Consider the following 22,426-nt stretch of genomic DNA (forward strand, 5'->3'; position numbering starts at 1 on the left):
CGGGGTGCCGGCCAGCACCTGGTTTACTGCATCACGTTTGAAGGATTCGGGGTAAGTACGTCTGGTCTTGGTCATGAACACAACTCCTGGGTGGGCATTATCCACCTTAAGTCAGTGTCCATCGAGGCCGGGCCAGACCAGTTTGCCCACCGCTTCGTACGCCGTGCCAAGTTAGAAAAACAGAAAAGCCAGCTCCATGTGGCTTTTCTGTTTTCTGGGCTAGACTGGCTTCTGATATTGGTGGGAGGTGCTCATGAAAGAGTTAGACGTTATTGCCTGCTTGGACGACTTTCCTGAAGAGGGGCTCATCCGAGGTCAAGTTGGAACAATCGTTCATGAGCATGTTGGTGGCACACACTTTGAAGTCGAATTTGTTGACCGGACCGGCCATACCTACGCGCTCGCTACTCTTCCCGCTGCCTCTTTAGTCCAATTGCACTTCGAGAAGGTTTCAACCAAGGGCAACAGCAACGTGGGCCGTCGCGACTAATCACGGGCCAGTGAGCGTCGGCAACCGGCCAGAAGCAGACTCTTTATCAAACTACTTAAATCCGAATTTTCGCAGACTAATATGGCCTCTAGCGACGGATATGATTGCTTTCGCAAACTCGCAGAAGAGCTCTCACGACTTGGGCGAGAGGACGAAGCCCACCAAGTTCATGACGCAATGACAGCTGGGGCCACAGGGATGGAATGTCTTGGCGAGCTTGGAGTGGTCTTGGCGAGGCTACGAAAAAATCCCACGAATCTGCCAGCGAAATCCACAGCACTCATCACGTCCTGTATTTGTGCCGTCCAGCTTGCTTGGCCAAATTACAATTAGATTGTCGCGTTGCTTCCGCAATCGGCCAGAAACAGAAAAATCAACAATCATGGCACTCACAAATTCAACTTGGCGCAAACATTCGTTTAAAGTCGGCAATGTATATACCGCTTTAGAGGAGATAAAAGGAGTGCCAATAAATTTCTCTCTTGGCTTAACCTACGTCTTGGACAGCATTTCCTATAGCCATTATGATTCCTCCACTGTGTTGACGTTTAGAGATAGCGTAAGTGATATGCCAATTCAATGGTGGTGGCACGATGATGAGACTGAAACAGCAGCGGAGAAGCTATTCGTAAGTAAAGATTGATTTGAAATGGATGACTGCAATCGGCCAAGAGTAGTCTCTTAGGAAATCGCCACTTAGCGGACATTGCTTCGGTTCGCATGATTTTTGAATGAAAAGCAGGCTGGCATTGGATAATTTCCATGCCATCGATGAGCTTACAGGCGTTGCAATTATGTCCGTACTATTTGCAATAGTGCCGACATTTTCTAGGCCTGCATAACTATTAGGCTTCGTATTTCCGTGCTCATTAATTTCTCCCTTGTACCAGTCGAGAAAATCCGCCCGTGGGGGACACCGGGGGCCTATCGCCTTCATTGGTTTGGATTAACAGACGGCGAATATTGGATACAAGCGGGCGAAGCCGCACTCTTTGAGCACAGCGATGATGCACAGACTGCAGGCGCCGGTCGCTACTGCGATTATCAGGTCGTTCGCCTCTACGAAGACTTGATGGAAATGCTCCCCTATATCCTAGAACCAATTCCCAAGTCGCTTACCCAATACATATGTGGCGAAACCGCAAATGCTTGGCAGAAGACCTGCAACACCTGGTGCGATAAGAGCTACGACGTTCTTGAAAGCTCGCGATTCGACGAGACCTATAATGCAGCAGTCGCGTGGACCGGAAAGCGATGGCTGGATAGTGCCTACCTATCTCCATCTGCGAATATCGCAATCTGGTCGGATGAAGAATACGTCCATATCGAATGGGATAACCGCGACAGGCGATTCAATGGAAAGCCAGCATGGTCGGCTATCCTTGGCTCGTACAAGATGCCTCGAAACGAATTCATCAAAGAAATGAAATCGTTTCATTTGCGCCTGATGGAACAAATGGCAACTCGAGTCATACAAGCTGAGAAAGGCGCTCTGGCACCGGGAATTGAAATTGACTTACCTTGCTTGGTTAAGGAACAAGAGCGGCGTATACGCACGCTCGACACATCCCTTAACCTTTGTCCGAAAACCGACTGGAAAGAAGTTGAAAAGGCTATCCGTGAAATCCGCGAGGCCTAGCCATGCTTGCAGGAGACGCGGCGCCTAGCGTCGGCGCGTCCCTGAACGTCTGCTTCTTCGAGCCGGCAATTACCGCTAAGGGTCGGTTGCGGCCATTGACGGTGAGAGCTACCAACATCTGCTTCGGCCGAATATTCGTCATTGACATGGTGCCTGGGCAGCATAAGCTGCGAAGGGAGTGAAGCAGGGGTTTGTCTACTGAAGCCCGGCCGATTCAGCGCAACTTGGCAAGCTCTTTGCTAAATGGTTGCACTAATCAAAAAAACTGGAGATATCTTCATGCTCAAGCCCGAATTTCGTCACTTCGAGAGGGCCGCTCTCGGAGTATCCAAGCACGGAGACAACGACACGCTACCGTTCGATATGGATGTGAGATTCTGTGGTGATAAAGCTAAAGAGCTGGCGACCATTGCGTATGGTTTTTTTCGGAGCTAAGGGACTGCCCGGTAAAGGAAAATCACGAGCGTATTGTGAGGTTAAACGTTCATAGTGAGCGACTCCTTGCTCCTTCCGGACCGGCGGGCTTTCGGGTTGTGACAAAAATCCAAGTGTTCTGGAACATTTATCTCAATGGCTTAGCAATTGCCATTGCGGGAGTCCTCGAGCAACAACGATACCCCACAGCCCATTCATATCGTTTTGTTCCGGGAGAAGGTGAACAGTTATTTGATGAGGCCAGATCGTGGCGCGCCTTCAAACATGCAAACAAAAGGTCGATTCAGGGTAAGAAAGCTGCCTGTCAATCTATACACCCTGATTGATCGCGCTACGGCCCCGCTTCCTGTTCCGTCTGCCACAATTACGAGCTGAAAAGCCCGAATCTAGTCCTTGGTATACGGGAGAAATGGCTAACATTTTACTGTGGATAACCCTGTGGAAAACCCCGTTTTCAAGGAAGTTATCCACGCTTAAACACTCATGGATTTTTACCCTGTGGAAAACTCACTTATCATTTTGATCGATAAAAGTAATTCGGAAATATCTGAGTGTTTATGCGCACGCTTAAACACTCAGACGACTACGCTTAAACACTCATAAATACACCCACGCTTAAACACTCATAAGCCAATATTGATGCGGCCTGCAGAGGATTTAACAAAAGTCCCCAATTAGTTATACAAGTATTTAAAAGCAATTATAAGAGCAAAAATTTCTGTGGATAATCACCACAACATTCTTCAGATCCAAACATTCCAACGACGCAACCGATCCAATCGAACAGGAAATGACGGAAACGCAATTTGAGCGTTCGGCATGAATGTCATGACCTCCGCAAAATGCCCAAATCCACTGGAAACGCCCATCAATACCAAGGCGACTTCTGCCGTTCATCAGTTAGAAAACCGCGACTCCAAAAAAGCACGCAAATCCTCAAGAAATCATTCTCTCATATCGGTTGATTAAGACCGGATGTAGCCGTATCAACACTTTGGACAAGTTAGAAAAATCAATTTTCGCGATAGCGTTTTTTTTATTCCGGTTATTTGTCCTTTGCCACAAACCCCAAATACTGCCTTGTTTTTAAATATGTTTTTGCGAAATTCATCTCTATCACCAACCTTGTGCCATAGCCTCTTTTCTCGCCAACTGGGGAGTTGACCCAAAGCTCAAAAACGCGAAAATAGAGCCAGGGAAATTTGCGGCGCGCGGCAAGAGCAGACAGTTCGAGGCCTCACCCGGATTTGGGTGAGGCCTCCATCTGGGGGCTCTGCCACGCAAATCAACGCCGGCTGACAGGGGTACAGGGACATGGGAACATCGATGAACACAGCTTTTGCGTTAATGGCGGTGCACGGAAAAGCACTGCTTCCGCTGGAGGACGTTGGCGCCCAATACTTGGGAATCAGCGAAAAAGAAGCGCGCCGCCGTGCCGGCCTGAACAACTTACCATTTCCGACCATGCGATTGATTGACAGTCAGAAAGCGCCGCTATTTGTGCGGCTTGAGGATTTGGCGCAATATATTGACGACCTTGCAGAAAAAGCACGGTCCAGTTGGGAACGCAGTGTCGTGTAGCTTGCGCCCAGATCCTCGCCCATACGATTACAACATTTGGGGAGAAGTGGCCAATTAGCGCCGGTCAGTTCGTCCTTCAACGGGCGGCGTTTGAGTTGGCAAAAGCGGGTCTCGATGCAAGTCATGGGCATGCAGGTTGGTATAGCGCTTCAGGCTCTTCCAGTCTTTGTGGCCACTGACAATCGCAACCTCCTGAATCTGGTAGCCCAGCTCAAACAATCGGCTGATCCCTTCATGGCGAAGGTCGTGAAACCGCAGGTCCTGAATCTCCGCTTCAAGCACAGTCAATCGAAACGCATTCCCAATACTGTCTTCGTGATACGGAAAAATCCTCGGCTCGTTGACTGGCTCCTCTGACAACCGCTGTTCAACAATTTTCCAAGCCTCTCCCAACAAAGGAACACGCTGGTTATTCCCGAACTTGTTTTTCGGATCTTTGCGGTCCCGGATCAACACCGTCCTTTTACTTCGGTCGACATCAGACTTGAGGATGCTGGTGATCTCACCGGCACGCATCGTGGTTGCAATGGCAAAACGGACAAGTTCGCGAATCGGCACAAATGCATTTGGCATGGCCTCGCGTTTGGCACCAAACACCATCAGCCGCTCGAATTCGCCAGGCATTAAGCGGCGTTCGCGCTCACTGGACTTGCGAACCAGATTGTTTGCCCACAGCAGTGGCAACGCTTCATCGACGGCTTTTCTCGTCACTGGCAGACCAAGTAACGCAGAGCCCGCCCCCAAGGCAACGCCAAGGTAAATAATGTCCTGCATTACGGTTTGTGGTTTTGCACCTAGCCGGCCACGCTCCTGGCAGTGCTTGATGATATGGGCTGGCGTCAGCTCCATCACCGGGACATCGCTGATCGGCGAATCGCACAAAATCCGGTACACGCTGCGCTTGGTGGCACCCATTGGCTTGAGTTCGTTTGACCGCTGCACATACAGCCCAATGTAATCGCCAATCGAGCGGTTGCCGATTTTCCGTTTTTCGACTCCGTCATCCAGAGCGAGCTGCTTTTCCAGTCGTGAGGCCCAATCCTCCGCGAGCTTCAATTGTGGGAACGTACGAGCCTCCGCATGTACCAGTCGGCCGCCCCGTTTGACCCGGACTTGCGCGCGATAGGACAATGCACCGCTCTTGTTTTTAATCTTGGTAATGGTTGCCATAAATTGCCGGTGCTACACGAGTAATCAGACAGGGTATTTTGTAGCACCTCTGTAGCACAATGGCAAAATAAATCCCACCAAACCTAACAAAATAGCACCAAATGCCGCACAAAAACCCGAATCAAAATCGCCCTGAAAACTCCAAAAATACAGAGAATAAGCCATCTCGACGCTATTCCATAGCCCCGATGCTGGACTGGACTGACCGTTACTATCGCCATTTCGCCCGCACCTTATCGCAGCACGCCTGGCTTTATACCGAGATGGTGAACACCGGGGCGATTTTGCATGGCGACAAGATGCGCCATTTGCGCTTTCACGAGATCGAGAATCCGCTGGCCCTGCAACTGGGCGGTTCAGATCCGTCCGATCTGGCGCGTGCAGCGAAGATTGCCGAAGACTGGGGTTACGATGAGGTCAATCTGAATGTCGGTTGCCCGTCCGAGCGCGTGCAATCGGGCAGTTTTGGCGCGTGTTTGATGGCCGAGCCGCAACTGGTCGCCGATTGCGTCAAAGCCATGCGTGATGCGGTGAGCGGCATCGATATCACGGTCAAGCACCGTATCGGGATCGATCAAGTTGAAACCTACGACTACGTGCGCGATTTTGTCGGGCAAGTGGCGCAGGCCGGCTGCCAGACGTTTATCGTGCATGCGCGCAATGCCATTCTCAAAGGCTTGTCGCCCAAAGAAAACCGCGATATTCCGCCACTCAAATATGATTACGTGTACCAGCTCAAGCGTGATTTCCCGCAACTGGAAATCATCATCAACGGCGGCATTACGGATCACGCCACCGCGCTGCAGCACCTGCAACATGTCGATGGCGTAATGGTGGGGCGCGAGGCTTATCACAACCCGTTTGCGCTGACTGAAGTGGATCATCTGTTTTACGGTGAGCCGCTGACAGAAATCAGCCGTGAAGAGGCAATTCGTGCCTTGCGCCCGTTTATTGAGGCCGAGTTAAAGGCCGGTACGCCGCTGCGCTTTATCGCCCGCCATATTCTGGGCTTGTTCCAGGGGCAGCATGGCGCACGTAACTGGCGGCGGATGCTGTCTGATTCCAAATTACTGAAAGATGCCAACTGGTCGCTGATCGAGTTGGCGCTGGAACAAACCCAAAGCCGTCCTCAACAAGTAGAGACCCAATGATTGCTCCCCTTGCGCGCTGGTTATTGGTGGGCGTGTGCAGCTTGTGGCTGGCGCTCAATGCCAATGCGCAATCGCTGACCTTTATGGCGGCGATGGGTAACAAAGCCATGCTGACGATAGATGGGCAACGGGTACTGTTGGCGGTGGGGCAAACCACGCAGAATGTGCGGCTGGTGCAGTTAACTGAAGACAGCGCCACCGTGCAGATCAATGGCAAAACCCGCCAGCTGAAGCTGGGGGAAGGCTACCAGGCGGCCGATCGGGGTAACACCACATTGATCTTGCGACCGGACGAGCGCGGCCAGTATTACACCACTGTGCATGTCGGTGCGGTAAGCGTGCGCGCCATTGTCGATACCGGCGCCAGCCATCTGACGTTGTCCCGCACGATGGCAGACCAGATGAAGATCAACTACCGCTCGGGCCAGATGACCACCTCCATGACAGCCAATGGCAATGCGCACACCTGGCTGGTTACGGTGCCGGAAATCACGCTAGATAACATTACACTAAACAACGTGCCCGCTGCCGTGCTAGATGGTGACGATCCAAAATTTGCGCTGATTGGTATGTCCGTGATGTCGCAGTTCGATGTGAAGCGGGAAAACTCGCTCATGGTCCTCACCCGCACGCACTAAAGCGCAGGCTGTGCACCACAGCTTGCTAGAATAGCGTTATCGCACTTTCTACCGTGCCAGCTTCAACAGGTTTTTCTCAATGAAACGCATCGTCCTGGCCAGCAACAATGCTGGCAAAGTCCGTGAATTCCAGCGCTTGTTTGCCCCGCTCGAGATAGAAATCGTGCCGCAGGGCGAACTGGGCGTGCCCGAAGCCGAAGAACCGTATTTCACGTTTATTGAAAACGCACTGACCAAAGCCCGGCATGCGGCAAAGATAACCGGACTGCCCGCGCTTGCCGATGACTCGGGCATTTGTGTGGCCGCGCTGGGCGGCGCGCCGGGGGTGTTCTCGGCGCGGTTTGCCGGTGAGCCCAAATCTGATGCGCGCAATAATGAAAAACTGCTGACGGAGCTGGCTGGCCAAGAAGATCGCCGCGCCTGGTATTACGCCGCGCTGGTGCTGGTGCGCCATGCTGATGATCCGCAACCGCTGATCGCCGACGGCACCTGCCACGGTTATGTGCTGGAAGCCGCGCATGGCGATGGCGGCTTTGGTTACGACCCGCTGTTTTTGATTCCTCATTACAATCGCACCGCCGCGCAGTTGACGTCTGAGGAGAAAGGCCTCATTTCCCACAGAGGAAAAGCGCTCGCCGCGCTGATCGCCAAACTGCGGGAAGAAGGTTTGTAAACATGGCAGATGAAAAGCGCTGGGCAGTATTTGTACGTGACGACGGCAGTGTGGTGTCGTGCACCGAGAAAGTAAAAGTCATGAACGAGAACCTGGACGAGATCGTGCAGCTAATGCAAGACGCGTTCGAAGATGGCTTGTTGATGGAAGTGGCACCGGCCCAGATGCGTGAAGTGCTGCATCGCATGGTCGATGCGCTGGAAAATCCCTGGCAGAAAGGCTGATGGCCTTCAGGTAGGTACAGCATGAGATTTGCACTGGTTTCCGATATACACGGCAATTTGCCAGCGCTGGAAGCGGTTTTGATCGACGCTCATAGTCGCGGCGTCGGCACCATTGTGAACCTGGGCGACAGTTTGTCCGGCCCGTTATGGCCGCGCGAAACGGCAGAGTTCCTGATGCGCCAGCGCTGGATTCAACTGGCTGGCAATCACGAACGGCAATTGCTGGATTTCGACCCGGTCAAACGCAGCGCGTCGGATATCTATGCGCATAGCCAGCTCACTCCGGAAATCCTCGCGTGGCTGCATAAACTGCCGGGTACCGCATGGTTGGGGCCAGCGGTGTTTTTGTGCCACGGCACGCCAACCAGTGATCTGACGTATTTTCTGGAAACCGTTGAACCAGACGGTATTCGTTTGGCCTCGGCGGAAGAAATTGAAGAGCGTCTGGGTGATATCGACGCTGATCTGATTGCCTGCGGCCATACGCACTATCCGCGTATCGTCAGTACACGCACCGGCAAGCTGATTGTGAACCCGGGCAGTGTGGGTTTACCGGCCTATGACGATGCTCATCCGTGGCCGCATGCGATTGAAAACGGTTCACCGCATGCCCGTTATGCCATTTGCGAACAATGCGATGGCAACTGGCATGCCGAGTTACTTGCTGTACCGTACGACTTCCTCTCCTCTGCCCAAGCCGCCGCAGCGCGTGGCTTTGCCGACTGGGAGCGGGCGTTAACGACGGGATATGTCCGGTAACGGGGTCAGTCACAACTGGCCCGCATTCATCAAACACCCTTGACCGCAGCGCGGTCCCATCGTGATCCCATTGATTGCGTCTAATTAATTTGAAGGAAGTCTCACTTGTCGCAGGATTTTGTATTTGATTTTGAAGTTTCCGGGGTGTTTTATTCCCGGCCTAAAGCAGGCGCAATCTGGTCCCGCTGGAAAGAAACGGCCCCAAAACTGGTCACCAACCAATGGCTGGCACAACCGGAATTTCTGGAGCAATCGCAAGCGGCCAATCTCAAGCTGCACTGGACCACCCAGCGCAAACTGGCCGAGCGCGAGCAAGATGGTTTCGAGATGCTGTTTGAACTGGATCGCCTGAACCGCGTACGCCGCAAACTGATTTTGTACGATGGCAGCATGCTGCTGGCCAAAGAGGCCGACGCGCCCGCTGCGGTTGTCGACATTGAGCCCGCAGGTGAATAACCCAACCTGCTGAACGCGTTCGCACGCATGGCGTGCAAACCCTACGTAGGGTGCGCATTTGTGCTGTGCAACAGCGTAATGCGCACCGCACTGCCGGACTTAAATCAATCATGCCAACCATTCTGCAACCTGCTTCCGCTGCCACTTGGGGCCTCACGGCGCTGCCGCCGTTGTCGCTGTATATCCATTTCCCATGGTGCGTAAAGAAGTGCCCGTATTGCGACTTCAATAGTCATTCCGTGCGCGAGGGTGTGCCAGAAAAACAGTATGTCGACCTGCTGCTGCGCGATCTGGAATCCTGTTTGCCGCTGATGTGGGGCCGTCAGGTCAACACCATCTTCATGGGTGGCGGCACGCCGAGCTTGTTCTCGGCCGAAGCCATGGAAGAGCTGCTGGCTGGCATTCGCGCCCGCGTGCGCTTGCAACCCGATGCCGAAATCACCATGGAAGCCAATCCGGGGACGTTTGAAGCGGACAAGTTCGCCGGGTATCGCGCAGCGGGCATCAATCGCCTGTCGATTGGTATCCAGAGCTTTAACGCTGATCACCTCAAGGCACTGGGTCGCATTCATAACGATGAAGAAGCCCACAAGGCCATCGAGATTGCTCGCAAGCATTTTGACAACTTCAATCTCGACATCATGTACGCCTTGCCCAAGCAAACGCTGGAGCAAGCCATGAGCGATATCGACAGTGCCATCGCCGCCAAGCCAACGCATTTGTCGGCTTACCATCTGACGCTGGAACCGAACACGCTGTTCCACCGCTACCCGCCCGCGCTGCCGGATGACGATGCCGCTGCCGACATGCAAGACGCCATTGAACAGCATCTGGCCAAGGCTGGCTTCGAGCATTACGAGACCAGCGCGTTTGCCTTGCCGGGCCGTCGTGCTAAACACAATCTCAATTACTGGACCTTTGGTGACTATCTGGGCATTGGGGCGGGCGCGCATGCCAAGATCAGTTTTCCGGACAAGATCATCCGGCAAATGCGCTACAAACAGCCGTCCGAATACCTGGCGCAAATGGCCGCTGGCAACGCGGTGCAGACCGAAGAAAAAGTCACGCTGGAGCAACTGCCGTTCGAATTCATGCTCAACGCACTGCGGTTGATTGACGGGTTTGATATCGACCTGTTTACCCAACGCACTGGCCTGCCGCTGACCAAAGTCATCCATGAGGTCGAACGCGCCGTGACTGATGGCCTGATCACCCGCGACCTGCACCACATTCAACCCAGCGAGCGTGGCCGACGCTTTTTGAACACCTTGCTGGAGCGGTTCCTGCCCGAGCAGTGAGCAGGTACACTGAAACCCTCTTTTTCCAAGTTACCGCTGGAGTTCCCATGAGCAAAGCCATCATTCATAGCGACAAAGCCCCTAAAGCCGTCGGCCCGTATTCTCAGGCAGTGAAAGTGGGCGATACCGTGTATCTGTCTGGCCAGATTGGTCTGGACCCGGTCAGCGGCAATCTGGTGGAAGGTTTCGATGCCCAAGCGCATCAGGTGTTCACCAATCTGCGCGCCGTGGCCCAAGCGGCGGGTGGCGATTTGTCTGATATCGTCAAACTGGGCGTGTTCGTTACTGACCTGGGCAACTTCGCCCGTCTGAACGAAATCATGACCGAATACTTTGTCGAACCCTACCCGGCTCGCGCGGCAATCCAGGCTGCGGCATTGCCTAAAGGCGCGGTGGTAGAAGCAGATGGCGTACTGGTTTTGTCCAAGTAAACGCAACGCCATTTCACGCCGGAGCCTGCATGTTCCAGAACCCTTCTGACGACGAAATCCGCGATCTGCTCAAACGCGTCAAGCGCATTGCCGTGGTCGGTTTATCGCCCAAGCCGGATCGGCCCAGCTTTGGGGTTTCGCAAATCATGCAGCGCGCCGGTTACCAGATTGTGCCGGTACGGCCATTGGTGACCGAAGTTCTGGGCGAACAAGCCTATCCCGACCTGGCCCATGTGCCCGGCCCGGTTGATCTGGTAAACGTATTTCGCCGCGCCGAGGAAATTGATGCCATTGTCGATGAAGCCATCGCCATTGGCGCACCGGCCATCTGGATTCAACTCGGCATTGTGAACAACGAGGCCGCGCAAAAAGCCAAAGATGCCGGGCTGGTTGTGGTTATGGATAAGTGCATCAAGATTGAATACATGCGGCTGTGCTTGTGAGCTTCAAGACCGACGTACCGGGAACTTAGTCCCCCTCTTTTACAAAGAGGGGTTAGGGGAGATTGGTTTTGGGCCGGATCGCGCTGCAATGATTAACCCAGCATTGCGGCCATCTCCCCCGGCCCCTCTTCCAAAAGAGGGGAGACAAGGCTGTTTTAGTCCAGACAAAGCAGGCTTCTTGCGAGAAGCCGAGGTTTGCAACACTGAAGTGGCGAGACAACCGAAATGACCACAGCAATACCAACGTCATCTTGCAACGAACCCCGCTCACGTTTAGCCTGAACAAACTGAACAAAAACCGCAGCCAGCAGGAACCATGAATCTCACCTTTACCAAGATGCAGGGCTTGGGCAACGATTTCATCGTGCTCGATGGCGTGCGCCAGCAACTGCAGCTTTCCAGCGAAACGATCCGCAAACTGGGCGATCGTCATTTCGGCATTGGCTTTGACCAACTGTTGCTGGTTGAGCCTGCCGACCGCGAAGGCATCGATTTTCGCTATCGCATTTTCAATTCGGATGGTGGTGAAGTTGAGCAATGCGGTAACGGCGCGCGCTGTTTTGTGCGTTACGTGCACGACCAGGGACTGACCGACAAAACCGAAATCGTCGTCGATACCGCCAAAGGCATGATCCGGCCACGACTGGAAGACAACGGCTTGGTAACAGTTGATATGGGCGTGCCAGGATTGTTGCCCGCGCAAATCCCGTTTGTGGCCGCGGGTGATGCCGTTGTGCATCCGCTGGTGGTGGGCGATGTCACTGTCGATGTCACTGTGGTGTCGATGGGCAACCCGCATGCCGTACAAGTCGTGGCCAATGTCGATAGCGGCGTAGTGGCGCAACAAGGTCCGACCATCGAGGTTCATCCACGCTTCCCGGAACGGGTGAATGCCGGTTTCATGCAGATTATCGACCGTGGCGCCATCAAACTGCGCGTGCACGAACGCGGCGCGGGCGAAACCCTCGCGTGCGGCACCGGCGCGTGCGCAGCGGTTGTTGCAGGTATTCGCCGTGGTCTGCTTGATGAAACCGTACGCGTTACCACTCGCGGTGGTGATCTCACCATTCGTTGGGGGGGCCCCGGCCAGCCCGTGTTCATGACCGGCCCGGCCGTGAGCGTATTCACCGGCCAGATTGAAATCTGAGCCAGTTCAATCCAGTTCCAATCCAGTTCATTCATATCCAGAAATCAGCCAAGAGCGAGTAGCGCGATGCAAGCCCAGGAAGTGATGCAGTGGTTGCAGGAAAACCCCGGTTTTTTTGAAGACTACGCAGACGAGATTGCCGATATTTTTGTGCCGCACAGCCACAACGGCCAGGCCGTTTCGCTCGCGGAACGTCAGTTGCTGACCTTGCGCGACAAAAATCGCGCCATGGAGCGGCGCATGGGCGAGTTGCTGCAGTTTGGCGAAGAAAACGATGTGATCTCCGACTTGCTGCAAAAGCTCACCGTCGGACTGATGCAGGCCAACGATCTGCCCGGCATTATCGGCACGCTGGAATACCACCTGAAAGAACGCTTCCTGGTGCCGCATGTGGCGCTGCGTCTGTGGCTGGCCGCCGATGTGCAACTGCGTGAATTCACACCAGTGGGCGACGTGGTACACAAACTGGCTGCCAATCTGGTCTCGCCTTACTGTGGCCCGTACGTGACTGAAGAAGTCACCGAATGGTTTGAAGGCAGCGGCAGCAGCCTGAAGTCCTTCGCGCTGTTCGCTCTGAAAACCGCGGATGAGCCATTTGGCATCATGGTGCTGGCCAGCGACGATGCGGACCGCTTCTTCCCGGACATGGGCACACTGTATCTGCAACGCCTGTCCGAACTGCTGGCCGCTGCGATCAAGCGCGTGGTGGTCTCGGGCCCGCCACTGCTGTTGGCCGAAGTCGCTGAAACCCCTGCGCTGAGCGATGAACTGCAATAAGTGCATCTGGCGCATGCCATCATGAACGAGGCCTTGCTGGCGCGGTTTTCGCAATATCTGGAAGGCGAAAAACACGCCAGCCCGGAAACCCGCAAGGCCTATCTGCGCGACCTGCATGATCTGGTCGCGCTGGCACAAAACACGCCGCTCAATGAACTCACCGCACTGGATGTGCGCGGTTTCGTGCGGCAGCTGGCTTCGCGTGGATTATCGGCCTACACCATCGCCCGCATGCTCTCCGCGTGGCGCACCTTCTATCGCCTGATGGCGCGGGATCTGGGTTGGCAGCTAGACCCTGCCGCCAGCGTCAAACCACCCAAAAAACGCCAGCGCCTGCCCAAGGCCATGGATGTCGATGCCACCATTGGCTTGCTCGACAACATGCCCGACGATGAAATGATTTCTTGCCGCGACAAAGCCATATTTGAACTGGCGTACTCATCGGGCTTGCGGGTATCCGAACTGGTGGGGCTGCAACTGGCCGACGTTGATCTGGGCGGCGGACTGGCGCGGGTTACCGGCAAAGGCAACAAAACCCGCATGGTGCCCATTGGCACGGCGGCGCTGGATGAACTGCGCCACTGGCTCAAAATGCGGGCGATGTGGGCCAAGCCAGATTGCACCACCGTGTTTGTGGGCAAACAGGGTGCACAACTGACTACCCGCGCCGTGCAATTGCGCTTCAAGGCGTGGGAAGCACGTTTGGGCGTGACTGAACCGCTGCACCCGCACAAGTTGCGCCACAGTTGCGCCACTCACTTGCTGCAAAGCTCAGGCGATCTGCGGGCGGTGCAGGAATTGCTGGGCCACGCCAACCTATCGACCACGCAGGTATATACCCATCTGGACTGGCAAGCCCTGGCCAAGGGTTACGATGCGTTCCATCCGCGCGCCAAGCGCAAGGATGACGAAGAGACCTGACCGATAACCTGCGAACGCCCTAACGCAATGGCTGCGGTGATGGCGGGGCAGCAGATCGGGATGGCACTGCATCTGCCACGACTGCATCAGGCAAACGGTATTCAAACAGATCAAACCCCGCTTGCTGTTCTACCAGCCGCACTGCGGTCAGCAACAACGTCTCGCTGCCGGTCGTTACCGCGAACTGCCCACCATGCACAAAGGTGCCGCGTGGCGCGAGTATGCGGGCAGGCTGGCGCAAGATCGACATCATTGGCAGCAACAAAACGGCCTGCGGGGGCGATCCTGGTGCCGCACCAGCCACCTGGAGCAAGCCCAGTTCGGCACGTGCTGAAAAAATCTGCACGCCGATTTCCAATGCGCCATCCACACTTTGCTGAATCCAGCGCACGGCAGCGTACATCCAGTTAGCACCGGCATCTTGGGGTTTGACCGACACCAGTTCGCCCACGCGTAAACGCTCGGGCGGCGCTTCGCGCTTGCTTAGCGCATAACCACCCGGGCTTTCGTCCTGTACTTCCCACGCCTGCGGGCTTGGCTCAATGCTAATACCGGCCTGTTCGAGCTGGGACGGCGGCAGTGGTACCTCCATGTCATGAGCGCAGGCCGCCACGTTGCGCAGGCCAACGCACAGATGCACCGTAGCCGCTTTGGGAATACGCTGGAACATCCGTCGGGGCGCGATGCTCCACTGCTTGAGCAAGCGGCGCAGGATATCCATCCAGAACTGAATCTTGACGCGATCGGGCACGCCAGGCGCTTTGGTTTCCAGCCCTTGCAGCATGCGATGCAGCTTTTTGCCCAACTCGATGGTATCGATCAACATGGCCGGGCCAGTATGATCACCCGGCAAGTTGGCACCGTAATAAGACGGCGGCTCGTCAGTATCCAGCCGCGTCAGGAAGAACCCACCGGAACCGGCATGCTGTGCCACAGGCTGAAAGTGCGCGGCGGGCGCATAGTTATCGATAATCTCGATGACTTTTTCCAGCTCGATCGTGGAAAAGCGCAGCGGATCGGCCAGCGACAGCAACACAATGCGCTTGTACAAAACGCCCACCGGCGGGCCGAGTTCTTCTTCCTTGGGTTCGTCCAGTTGCCGCGATTGCGCTACCAGCTGAAATAGCTGATGCAGTTCACGCCACATTCCCGTTGCCGGGGGCATGGCCATACGGCAATCGAGCTGAAACGCCCGATAAAACAGCAGCATGATCAACTGCACCAGTTGCGGCACTTGCCTGGTCGTGGTGCCACCAAAGAACGAGCGTTTTTCCACGCGTTCGACCAGCGCCAGCTTGTAGCCACCCGCCAGTTCCAGCCACAAATTGCGCATCAGCAGCATGGCCTGGCGTGGTTTGTCGCGCATCGGCATGCCCTGCGAGACCGCTTGGGCAGCAAAATCGCCGGACATCACGTCCAGCACGCGCCGGTATTCATCAAGCAGCTTGATCCGGGTATCGGCATCAATGACGGTACGATTACACGATGCCAGCGAGTCAAAAATCTGCCGTCCTGTTTCCAGCACCTGGCCGCTGGGCAAGCCGATCAGCCACATCCGCAATGCACGCGGATCGGTCTCGACTATCGCGGCCAGCCGGGCATCCGGTTGCGGCAGATCAAGCGATAGCTGCATCGTCCTGCTCCTCCTGACCACCCAGCGCGACTTCCAGCGCGCGGGCAGTGCCCTGTACCAGCCAATCGGCTTCGTCGTCTTGCATCACATAAGGCGGCATGAAATACACCGTGTTTCCAATTGGCCGCAGCAATAATCCCTCGGCCAGCGCCGCGCGATACATGCGCTGGGCAAAGCCCGGGCGCTCGTCGGCGACGTCAAAAGCCCAGATCATGCCGGTATTACGATAATGGCTTACCCGTGGATGCTGGGCGAAAGTGGCAAAGCGAGTCGACCAGCGGGCAGCGCGCTCGGCATTGGCGGCGATCACGTTGTCGCTGGCAAAGATGTCCAGCACCGCCAGCGCCGCGGCGCAGGCGAGCGGATTACCGGTGTAGGAATGCGAATGCAGAAAGCCGCGAGTGACGTCTTCGTCATAAAAGGCGGCATAAATCTCATTTGTGGTCAGCACTGCCGCCAGCGGCAAAAAGCCGCCGGTAATTCCTTTGGAGACACACAGCAGGTCGGGCTTGATGGCGGCTTGTTCGCAGGCGAACAGCGTACCTGTACGGCCAAAACCCACGGCGATTTCGTCAGCAATCAAATGAATCTGGTAGCGATCGCACAATTCGCGCACGCGCACCAGATAATGCGGGTCGTACATCGCCATCCCGGCCGCGCCCTGCACCAGCGGCTCCAGAATAATGGCGGCGATTTCGGTGTGGTGGGCCGCAAAAATGGCAGCCAGGCCATTGGCGGCGGCTTCGACCACGTCTTTGGCGGTCTCGCCCGGGCCCGCCAGACGGCTATCGGGCGATGGCGCAATAAAGTTGTCGCGCACCAGGCTGGAATACGCACTGCGGAACACCGGCACGTCGGTGACCGACAAGGCACCGACGGTTTCGCCGTGATAGCTGCCCGCCAGATAAACAAAGCGGTTTTTGTCGGCGCGGCCACTGTTCTTCCAGTAATGCGCCGACATCTTGAGTGCGATTTCGGTGGCGGAAGCGCCATCCGAACCATAAAAGGCGTGGCCCAAGCCAGTGAGCTCGCCCAGACGCTCCGACAACTCGACCACCGGGCGATGCGTGAACCCGGCCAGCATCACGTGTTCAAGCTTGTCTAGCTGGGTTTTGATGGCGGCTTTGATCCGCGGCTCGCCGTGGCCAAACAGGTTAACCCACCAGCTGGAAACGGAATCCAGATAACGCTTACCGTCGCAATCGTACAGCCAGACCCCTTCGCCGCGCTCGATCGGTACCAGCGGCAAAGTCTCAAGGCGCTTCATTTGCGTGCACGGATGCCACACCGCCGCGCGGCTACGCGCGAGCAGGTTGTCATTATTTGTGGCATGTTCGGCCGGACTCATCTTGCTTTCCAGTTTCTTCTCCTGCATACAGACCTTGGATATTTCCATGTTGCACCCGATCCAGACAGTGCCAATCGTCACCCGTTCAGAACCGACTGAGCGGCAGATTATACGATTCAGGTAGTGGCTGTTAAGCACCTAATGCGAATTACGCAAATAATTTCACAAAGCTTTCTGTTTTCATTCAATTACGTTAAATTCGCAGTGACAATTTTCGGCACAAGTGACATAAATCGCCTACAAAAAATGGCAGTTTCCGATCCATGCGGTCAGCCCGAAAGAGGTCATAATCATTGAAACAAACAATAAAATGAGTGTTTGCCATGGTCAACTTGCGACCGTTTTTTAGTCAGAGCTCCATGCGGTTGGGTGATCGCGAGATCATTACACACGGCTTGCAAAAGCAATTCTGGAGTGACCTCTATCACCGCTGCATGACGGTCACATGGCCAGTTTTCTTTCTACTGATAGGTCTGGCCTTTCTGGTTTTGAACGCCTTTTTTGCCGGGCTTTATCAGTTGGGCCAGCACCCGATTGCCAACCAGTTACCGCCGGATTTTCGCGGTGCGTTCTTCTTCAGCGTAGAGACCATCGCCACGGTCGGTTACGGTGATATGCATCCACAAACGCTCTATGGTCACCTGGTGGCTACCGTAGAAATTTTCTGGGGCATGATGAGCATTGCGCTGATCACCGGCGTGATGTTCGCCCGCTTCTCTCGCCCGCATGCCCGCATCGTGTTTTCCAGGCATCCGGTGGTGCGCCAGGTGGACGGGCAAACCGTGCTGATGATGCGCGCCGCTAACGCCCGGCAGAATGTGATTGTCGATGCCAACGCCCGTTTACGGTTGTTACGCCAGGAAACCAGCCGCGAGGGTTTTCGCATTCGCCGCATTTACGACTTGCAGCTGGTGCGTGATGAGCATCCCATGTTTGTACTGAGCTGGACCGTGATGCACGTGATTGACGAATCCAGCCCTTTGCATGGCATGACGCCAGAAACGCTGGCGACGTACCAGAGTTCGTTGATCCTGAGCCTGGATGGCACCGATGAGACCACGACGCAGACCATGCGTTCACGCCACAATTTTGATCACAGTCTGATCCGCTGGCAGCATGCTTATGCCGACTTGCTGTACACCGACGAGAACGGCCAGCAGCACGTTGATTACGCCCAACTGGACGAAATCTACCCGCTCGCCGAGAGCGAACAAGCCACCGGCTAGGGGCCGCGCCCGGCACTTACACCAAATACTGTAACAATGCAGCGGTCGGTTGCTAATGACGATTGCGCCATACGAGCTTATGATTGCCGGTTTGGCGCGACAGAACGTCCGTTCACCTTGCGCCGGTAACAAAGCACAGATCCAGACATGACCCAAGGCCAACCGCAGCGCACGCCGCGCCCGACCCCCAGCCGGCCTCGCGGCAACAACCGCACCTCCGCGTTTTCAACACATTTGGGGCGTTCGCTCGCCCTTACCCTGGCGACCGCAGCCAGCCTCATTTTCCAGGTTACGCACTTGCCGCAATGGTGGCATGCAGGACTTGGCATCGGCGGCTGGTGGGTGGCGGGCGCCTGTGCCATCGCCGCCTGGCAGTCGTTCCGCCATCAACCGGTCCGGGTAATCCAGCCGGGCTGGCGTAGTCCGCTGGGTTTCGTATTATTGCTGGCCAGCGGATCACTGGGCACCTGGCTGGTTGGCCCGTGGCAAAACCCGCTTGCGGGCCTGGTGGTACTTGCGGCAGGCGTTGCTGCAGGTCTGCCGCTTTGGCTGCAACAGAGCTGGAACGGGCTGACGGAAAATGTCGGTGCCCGCATTGAAAACACCTTGCGCCGCATTGGCAAAGACTCGCCCTTCCTTAAAGCCGCGCCGCCAGCAACGCCAGCCGATGACGCAGCTGATGAAGAGGAAGAATCCGTCACGGCAATGCCAGCTGCCGCGCCCGTCTTCGCCAAAGCGCAGACAACGACCGAAGTTGCGCACGACCCAGTGGCCGACTACGCCGCCCAAGTCGAACGCGAACGGCTTGCGGCATTGGCAGCAGCGGCGGCCAAACTGGATACGCGCAACAAGAACGTCTGGGCACCCAGCAAGCCACGTCCTGCCGAGCCTTTGCCGCTGGTCACGCTGATCAAACCGGCAGCGGCACAGCCAGCACCGCCGCCCAAACCATTGCCCGTACTGGGACGAGAACAGGTATTGCAACCACCTCCACGAGTGGCAACGCGTTCCAACCGGTTGGCGCAAGCGACACCAGCTCCCAATTTGCCGCGCATTGAGGCCGATGAAATTCGCGAACGCCTGCAAGCACTGCATAGTCATCGTGGCACCCAGCGCATCGAAACGCCGGTGCAACGGCCAGCCCCTCTGCTGGAACCCGCCAAACCAGCGGTATCGCGCGCGCCGATTGTGGTGCGGTCCCGCCGCACAGTGAGCAATGCCGATGGTGCCGTATTCATTACGGCGCGGCATAACCAGTCATCAACACAGGAACCGGTTCCCACAACCGCCGAAATTCCGGCCATAGCCGAGCCGCACATTGCAACGCCGTTGCAACCTGTAGCTGTAGTGCCGACGCCATCCCCGGCAGAAACAACAATCACACCGCCGCCCACTGCCCGCGCACTGGGCTGGCAAGCCCCACGTCCGGTCGAGCCGGAAGCGCCTGCCGCACCAATAGAGCTGCCCGCGCTGGAGTTCACCCCGACGGTCGCGGTGCCCAATACGGCAGTGAGCGCAAACGCAAGACCACCGGTTGCCACACCTGCACTGCACACGCCACCCAGTTGGCGCACTGCTGCGCCGATCCCGTCGCGTATCGACCCTATTGCGCCAGACCTGGTACTGCCAGAATTAGCCGCAGCTGATTCCTTGGCGCACGGGCCGTTGGAAACCACTCCAGTCCATCTCGAAGTCACCCAGCCAGGCACTCCATTCACAACGTTCACATCCGCCGTCTCCGCACCGATACCAGCCTTTGTGCCGGAAGCACCAATCGCCAGCAGCGTGCCAGTGACGGCCCATGCGACTCAATTCGCCGCTGTTGCCCCGGTTGCAGCAAGTTTTGTTGCCGATTCAGCATGGACAGACGCCGCGGATGACGAAGATGCAGCAGAGGCCAACCCACCGTGGCTGCCCGGCCCGTTCTCCGGCGTTGCGCATCAAGTCACTGATCCGATCGCGGCGTCCAGCGCGTTCAGCACCTTTGACAGCGACGAAGTGGTGCAGCCGGAGCAGGCGAGCTATCAACCGTCAGCATGGGCCGCCGCCATTGTGGATCGCCCCCCGCCCGCGTCAGTACCTCCGCCCCGCCCGCTTTACGACGACAGTTGCCTGCCCGCACTGGAATTGCTGACACCACCGGCTGCGCAGATTGACCCGATCAGCCAGGACGACCTGATTGATCGCGGCATTGTGATCGAAGAAAAACTGGCCGAGTTCAAGGTGAAGGTCAACGTGCTGGATGCATACGCTGGCCCGGTCATTACCCGTTACGAAGTCGAGCCCGCCGTTGGCGTACGCGGCGCGCAGATCGTCAATTTGATGAAGGATCTGTCCCGCGCGTTGGGGTTGGTCTCGATTCGCGTGGTGGAAACCATTCCGGGCAAGACCTGCATGGGTCTGGAACTACCCAACCCGACCCGGCAGATGATTCGCTTGTCCGAGATTCTGGCGGCGGAAGAATTTACCAGCACTGGCTCCAAACTCACCATGGCGCTCGGTAAAGACATCACCGGCAAGCCGGTGGTGACCGATCTGGCCAAGGCGCCGCACATGCTGGTGGCCGGGACGACCGGCTCGGGCAAGTCGGTGGGCGTGAACGCGATGATCCTGTCGTTGCTGTACAAAGCCACGCCCGACGAAGTGCGCTTCATCATGGTCGACCCGAAGATGCTGGAACTATCCGTCTACGACGGCATTCCACACTTGCTGGCCCCGGTGGTCACCGACATGAAGCTGGCCGCCAACGCGCTGAACTGGTGTGTGGCGGAGATGGAAAAGCGCTACCGCCTGATGAGTGCGATGGGCGTGCGTAACCTGGCCGGTTTCAACCAGAAAGTGAAAGAAGCTGAAAAGGCGGGCAAGCCGCTCACCAATCCGTTCAGCCTGACCCCGGACAACCCGGAGCCTCTGGAACATCTGCCGTTTGTGGTGGTGGTGGTGGATGAGTTTGCTGATCTGATGATGACGGCGGGCAAGAAGATTGAAGAATTGATCGCCCGCCTGGCACAGAAAGCGCGGGCGGCGGGCATCCATCTGATCCTGGCTACGCAGCGCCCGAGCGTGGATGTGATTACCGGCCTGATCAAGGCCAACATCCCGACCCGGCTGGCGTTCCAGGTATCGTCCAAGATCGACAGTCGCACGATTCTGGACCAGATGGGGGCGGTAGCTTTGCTCGGCCAGGGCGACATGCTGTTCCTGCCGCCGGGCACCGGTTACCCGCAACGCATCCACGGTGCGTTTGTGGCCGATGATGAAGTCCATCGTGTGGTCGAGTATCTGAAGACCACCGGGGAGCCGGATTATGTCGAGGCGATCCTCAACGGCGGCTTTGATGCGGAAGCGGCGGCCAGCGGTGCTGGTGGTGCGTGGGCAGAAGCTGGTGGCGAAGAAACCGACCCGCTGTACGACGAAGCGGTGTCGTTCGTGCTCAAGAGCCGCCGGGCATCAATCTCGTCCGTGCAGCGCCAGCTGCGCATCGGTTACAACCGTGCGGCGCGCTTGATTGAGCAGATGGAAGGCGCGGGGCTGGTTTCGCCGATGGAAACCAACGGCAACCGTACGGTTTTAGCGCCACCGAGCGAATAAAGCCAGCCGAAACAGTATTGAGATGGGCGCCATTTTGCAGTGTGAGGATGTCGCCCCTTTACCGCGACTCGCTGATTTGGCTTGAACAAAATCACTGAGTCATGTTATAAATCGTGTTTTTTCCAGAAGTCAGGGAATCCTAACCATGGCACGTGTATGTAAAGTCACCGGCAAGCGCCCGATGACAGGGAACAATGTTTCCCACGCCAACAACAAAACAAAGCGTCGTTTCCTCCCGAATCTGCAATCTCGCCGTTTCTGGGTTGAGAGCGAAAACCGTTGGGTGCGCCTGCGCGTATCCAATGCTGCCCTGCGTACCATCGACAAGAACGGCATTGACGTTGTTCTGGCCGACCTGCGCGCCCGCGGCGAACTGTAACCAGGTAGATAGACGA

Annotated in this window: 23 protein-coding genes; 20 read left to right on the forward strand and 3 right to left on the reverse strand. The window is 56.3% G+C overall.

Translation table 11 applies throughout. The features are described from left to right. Nucleotides 1-253 precede the first annotated feature (253 nt). From P4L78_RS06160 to P4L78_RS06180, 5 genes are all read left to right on the forward strand, one after another. On the forward strand, nt 254-490 hold the full coding sequence (locus P4L78_RS06160; protein ID WP_309327295.1) for a DUF4926 domain-containing protein: 237 nt from the start codon (nt 254-256) through the stop codon (nt 488-490). Nucleotides 491-872: 382 nt separating this feature from the next. Further along, nucleotides 873-1,133 (forward strand): hypothetical protein, encoded by a 261-nt coding sequence (locus P4L78_RS06165; RefSeq protein ID WP_309327296.1) that lies wholly within the window; start codon nt 873-875, stop codon nt 1,131-1,133. 219 nt (nt 1,134-1,352) lie between these two features. Then, a complete protein-coding gene (locus tag P4L78_RS06170; protein ID WP_309327297.1) occupies nt 1,353-2,129 on the forward strand; it encodes a DUF5984 family protein in 777 nt (258 codons plus the stop codon). Nucleotides 2,130-2,408: 279 nt separating this feature from the next. Continuing rightward, nucleotides 2,409-2,564, forward strand: coding sequence for a hypothetical protein (locus tag P4L78_RS06175; protein ID WP_309327298.1), 156 nt, complete (start codon nt 2,409-2,411; stop codon nt 2,562-2,564). A 1,326-nt stretch (nt 2,565-3,890) separates the two neighbouring features. Then, nucleotides 3,891-4,145 carry a pyocin activator PrtN family protein gene (locus P4L78_RS06180; RefSeq protein ID WP_309327299.1) on the forward strand — a complete coding sequence of 85 codons (255 nt, stop codon included), beginning with the start codon at nt 3,891-3,893 and terminating at the stop codon, nt 4,143-4,145. A gap of 54 nt (nt 4,146-4,199) precedes the next feature. Here P4L78_RS06180 and P4L78_RS06185 read toward each other — a convergent pair whose 3' ends face one another. Next, nucleotides 4,200-5,315, reverse strand: a complete 1,116-nt coding sequence (locus P4L78_RS06185) for a site-specific integrase (RefSeq protein ID WP_309327300.1) — start codon at nt 5,313-5,315, stop codon at nt 4,200-4,202. Nucleotides 5,316-5,416: 101 nt separating this feature from the next. On the opposite strand from P4L78_RS06185, the gene dusA reads away from it, so the two are divergent. From dusA to P4L78_RS06245, 12 genes are all read left to right on the forward strand, one after another. After that, on the forward strand, nt 5,417-6,466 hold the full coding sequence (gene dusA, locus P4L78_RS06190) for a tRNA dihydrouridine(20/20a) synthase DusA (protein WP_309327301.1): 1,050 nt from the start codon (nt 5,417-5,419) through the stop codon (nt 6,464-6,466). Beyond that, nucleotides 6,463-7,104 (forward strand): retropepsin-like aspartic protease, encoded by a 642-nt coding sequence (locus P4L78_RS06195; RefSeq protein WP_309327302.1) that lies wholly within the window; start codon nt 6,463-6,465, stop codon nt 7,102-7,104. The genes dusA and P4L78_RS06195 overlap by 4 nt, the downstream gene beginning before the upstream one ends. A 79-nt stretch (nt 7,105-7,183) precedes the next feature. After that, nucleotides 7,184-7,777 (forward strand): RdgB/HAM1 family non-canonical purine NTP pyrophosphatase, encoded by a 594-nt coding sequence (gene rdgB, locus P4L78_RS06200; protein ID WP_309327303.1) that lies wholly within the window; start codon nt 7,184-7,186, stop codon nt 7,775-7,777. Between the two features lie 2 nt (nt 7,778-7,779). Next, nucleotides 7,780-8,001 (forward strand): hypothetical protein, encoded by a 222-nt coding sequence (locus P4L78_RS06205; RefSeq protein ID WP_309327304.1) that lies wholly within the window; start codon nt 7,780-7,782, stop codon nt 7,999-8,001. Between the two features lie 21 nt (nt 8,002-8,022). Then, nucleotides 8,023-8,760 (forward strand): metallophosphoesterase, encoded by a 738-nt coding sequence (locus tag P4L78_RS06210; protein ID WP_283147943.1) that lies wholly within the window; start codon nt 8,023-8,025, stop codon nt 8,758-8,760. A 105-nt stretch (nt 8,761-8,865) separates the two neighbouring features. Further along, on the forward strand, nt 8,866-9,216 hold the full coding sequence (locus P4L78_RS06215; RefSeq protein ID WP_309327305.1) for a hypothetical protein: 351 nt from the start codon (nt 8,866-8,868) through the stop codon (nt 9,214-9,216). Between the two features lie 110 nt (nt 9,217-9,326). Then, the gene (hemW, locus tag P4L78_RS06220) at nt 9,327-10,514 is read left to right on the forward strand and encodes a radical SAM family heme chaperone HemW (RefSeq protein ID WP_309327306.1); all 1,188 of its coding nucleotides are present in this window, start codon (nt 9,327-9,329) and stop codon (nt 10,512-10,514) included. 47 nt (nt 10,515-10,561) lie between these two features. Further along, on the forward strand, nt 10,562-10,945 hold the full coding sequence (locus tag P4L78_RS06225) for a Rid family detoxifying hydrolase (RefSeq protein WP_283147940.1): 384 nt from the start codon (nt 10,562-10,564) through the stop codon (nt 10,943-10,945). A 29-nt stretch (nt 10,946-10,974) separates the two neighbouring features. Further along, nucleotides 10,975-11,388 (forward strand): CoA-binding protein, encoded by a 414-nt coding sequence (locus P4L78_RS06230; RefSeq protein WP_283147939.1) that lies wholly within the window; start codon nt 10,975-10,977, stop codon nt 11,386-11,388. A 316-nt stretch (nt 11,389-11,704) separates the two neighbouring features. Continuing rightward, nucleotides 11,705-12,535, forward strand: a complete 831-nt coding sequence (gene dapF / locus P4L78_RS06235; RefSeq protein ID WP_309327307.1) for a diaminopimelate epimerase — start codon at nt 11,705-11,707, stop codon at nt 12,533-12,535. Nucleotides 12,536-12,601: 66 nt separating this feature from the next. Next, a complete protein-coding gene (locus P4L78_RS06240; RefSeq protein WP_309327308.1) occupies nt 12,602-13,312 on the forward strand; it encodes a DUF484 family protein in 711 nt (236 codons plus the stop codon). A gap of 21 nt (nt 13,313-13,333) precedes the next feature. Continuing rightward, nucleotides 13,334-14,233: a tyrosine recombinase XerC gene (locus P4L78_RS06245; protein WP_283147936.1), complete on the forward strand. Its 900-nt coding sequence runs from the start codon at nt 13,334-13,336 to the stop codon at nt 14,231-14,233. Nucleotides 14,234-14,252: 19 nt separating this feature from the next. Here P4L78_RS06245 and P4L78_RS06250 read toward each other — a convergent pair whose 3' ends face one another. Both P4L78_RS06250 and bioA read right to left on the reverse strand, forming a co-directional pair. Further along, nucleotides 14,253-15,866: a hypothetical protein gene (locus P4L78_RS06250; RefSeq protein ID WP_309327309.1), complete on the reverse strand. Its 1,614-nt coding sequence runs from the start codon at nt 15,864-15,866 to the stop codon at nt 14,253-14,255. Next, a complete protein-coding gene (gene bioA / locus P4L78_RS06255; RefSeq protein WP_309327310.1) occupies nt 15,850-17,262 on the reverse strand; it encodes an adenosylmethionine--8-amino-7-oxononanoate transaminase in 1,413 nt (470 codons plus the stop codon). Before bioA ends, P4L78_RS06250 begins: the two co-directional genes overlap by 17 nt. Nucleotides 17,263-17,537: 275 nt before the next feature. Between bioA and P4L78_RS06260 the strand changes: the two genes are divergently transcribed. From P4L78_RS06260 to rpmB, 3 genes are all read left to right on the forward strand, one after another. Next, nucleotides 17,538-18,440 carry an ion channel gene (locus tag P4L78_RS06260; protein ID WP_309327311.1) on the forward strand — a complete coding sequence of 301 codons (903 nt, stop codon included), beginning with the start codon at nt 17,538-17,540 and terminating at the stop codon, nt 18,438-18,440. Nucleotides 18,441-18,587: 147 nt separating this feature from the next. Next, entirely contained in the window at nt 18,588-22,031 is a 3,444-nt protein-coding gene (locus P4L78_RS06265) for a DNA translocase FtsK (RefSeq protein ID WP_309327312.1), read from the forward strand. A gap of 145 nt (nt 22,032-22,176) precedes the next feature. Further along, the gene (rpmB, locus tag P4L78_RS06270; RefSeq protein ID WP_070530970.1) at nt 22,177-22,410 is read left to right on the forward strand and encodes a 50S ribosomal protein L28; all 234 of its coding nucleotides are present in this window, start codon (nt 22,177-22,179) and stop codon (nt 22,408-22,410) included. Nucleotides 22,411-22,426 lie beyond the last annotated feature (16 nt).

Origin of the sequence: Silvimonas sp., from assembly GCF_031291215.1 — a bacterium.
Classification (GTDB): Bacteria; Pseudomonadota; Gammaproteobacteria; order Burkholderiales; family Chitinibacteraceae; genus Silvimonas; species Silvimonas soli.

What these genes read in the sequence shown, in the direction of transcription:
- P4L78_RS06250 (WP_309327309.1), bottom strand. Translation starts at nt 15,866, where the DNA reads ATGCAGCTATCGCTTGATCTGCCGCAACCGGATGCCCGGCTGGCCGCG.
- hemW (WP_309327306.1), top strand. Translation starts at nt 9,327, where the DNA reads ATGCCAACCATTCTGCAACCTGCTTCCGCTGCCACTTGGGGCCTCACG.
- P4L78_RS06260 (WP_309327311.1), top strand. Translation starts at nt 17,538, where the DNA reads ATGGTCAACTTGCGACCGTTTTTTAGTCAGAGCTCCATGCGGTTGGGT.
- P4L78_RS06165 (WP_309327296.1), top strand. Translation starts at nt 873, where the DNA reads ATGGCACTCACAAATTCAACTTGGCGCAAACATTCGTTTAAAGTCGGC.
- P4L78_RS06205 (WP_309327304.1), top strand. Translation starts at nt 7,780, where the DNA reads ATGGCAGATGAAAAGCGCTGGGCAGTATTTGTACGTGACGACGGCAGT.
- bioA (WP_309327310.1), bottom strand. Translation starts at nt 17,262, where the DNA reads ATGGAAATATCCAAGGTCTGTATGCAGGAGAAGAAACTGGAAAGCAAG.
- P4L78_RS06210 (WP_283147943.1), top strand. Translation starts at nt 8,023, where the DNA reads ATGAGATTTGCACTGGTTTCCGATATACACGGCAATTTGCCAGCGCTG.
- P4L78_RS06160 (WP_309327295.1), top strand. Translation starts at nt 254, where the DNA reads ATGAAAGAGTTAGACGTTATTGCCTGCTTGGACGACTTTCCTGAAGAG.
- P4L78_RS06175 (WP_309327298.1), top strand. Translation starts at nt 2,409, where the DNA reads ATGCTCAAGCCCGAATTTCGTCACTTCGAGAGGGCCGCTCTCGGAGTA.
- P4L78_RS06180 (WP_309327299.1), top strand. Translation starts at nt 3,891, where the DNA reads ATGAACACAGCTTTTGCGTTAATGGCGGTGCACGGAAAAGCACTGCTT.
- P4L78_RS06195 (WP_309327302.1), top strand. Translation starts at nt 6,463, where the DNA reads ATGATTGCTCCCCTTGCGCGCTGGTTATTGGTGGGCGTGTGCAGCTTG.
- P4L78_RS06185 (WP_309327300.1), bottom strand. Translation starts at nt 5,315, where the DNA reads ATGGCAACCATTACCAAGATTAAAAACAAGAGCGGTGCATTGTCCTAT.
- P4L78_RS06265 (WP_309327312.1), top strand. Translation starts at nt 18,588, where the DNA reads ATGACCCAAGGCCAACCGCAGCGCACGCCGCGCCCGACCCCCAGCCGG.
- dapF (WP_309327307.1), top strand. Translation starts at nt 11,705, where the DNA reads ATGAATCTCACCTTTACCAAGATGCAGGGCTTGGGCAACGATTTCATC.
- rdgB (WP_309327303.1), top strand. Translation starts at nt 7,184, where the DNA reads ATGAAACGCATCGTCCTGGCCAGCAACAATGCTGGCAAAGTCCGTGAA.
- P4L78_RS06225 (WP_283147940.1), top strand. Translation starts at nt 10,562, where the DNA reads ATGAGCAAAGCCATCATTCATAGCGACAAAGCCCCTAAAGCCGTCGGC.
- P4L78_RS06245 (WP_283147936.1), top strand. Translation starts at nt 13,334, where the DNA reads ATGAACGAGGCCTTGCTGGCGCGGTTTTCGCAATATCTGGAAGGCGAA.
- P4L78_RS06240 (WP_309327308.1), top strand. Translation starts at nt 12,602, where the DNA reads ATGCAAGCCCAGGAAGTGATGCAGTGGTTGCAGGAAAACCCCGGTTTT.
- P4L78_RS06230 (WP_283147939.1), top strand. Translation starts at nt 10,975, where the DNA reads ATGTTCCAGAACCCTTCTGACGACGAAATCCGCGATCTGCTCAAACGC.
- rpmB (WP_070530970.1), top strand. Translation starts at nt 22,177, where the DNA reads ATGGCACGTGTATGTAAAGTCACCGGCAAGCGCCCGATGACAGGGAAC.
- dusA (WP_309327301.1), top strand. Translation starts at nt 5,417, where the DNA reads ATGCCGCACAAAAACCCGAATCAAAATCGCCCTGAAAACTCCAAAAAT.